Genomic DNA, 262 nt, shown 5'->3' on the forward strand with positions numbered 1-262 from the left:
GGCTAAAACAGTCAGGATGTTGGCTTAGAAGCAGCCATCATTTAAAGAAAGCGTAATAGCTCACTGATCGAGTCGTCCTGCGCGGAAGATGTAACGGGGCTAAGCCAGTCACCGAAGCTGCGGATATCCGTAAGGATATGGTAGGAGAGCGTTCTGTAAGCCTGCGAAGGTGTCTTGTAAAGGATGCTGGAGGTATCAGAAGTGCGAATGCTGACATGAGTAGCGATAATGGGGGTGAAAAGCCCCCACGCCGTAAGCCCAA

1 rRNA gene is annotated in these 262 nt (G+C 50.8%); it reads left to right on the plus strand.

The window, feature by feature from the left end:
- Positions 1-262 (plus strand): 23S ribosomal RNA (locus tag GM676_RS33140); the annotation flags it as partial.

This window comes from Duganella radicis (genome assembly GCF_009720825.1).
GTDB classification, from domain to species: domain Bacteria; phylum Pseudomonadota; class Gammaproteobacteria; order Burkholderiales; family Burkholderiaceae_D; genus Rugamonas; species Rugamonas radicis.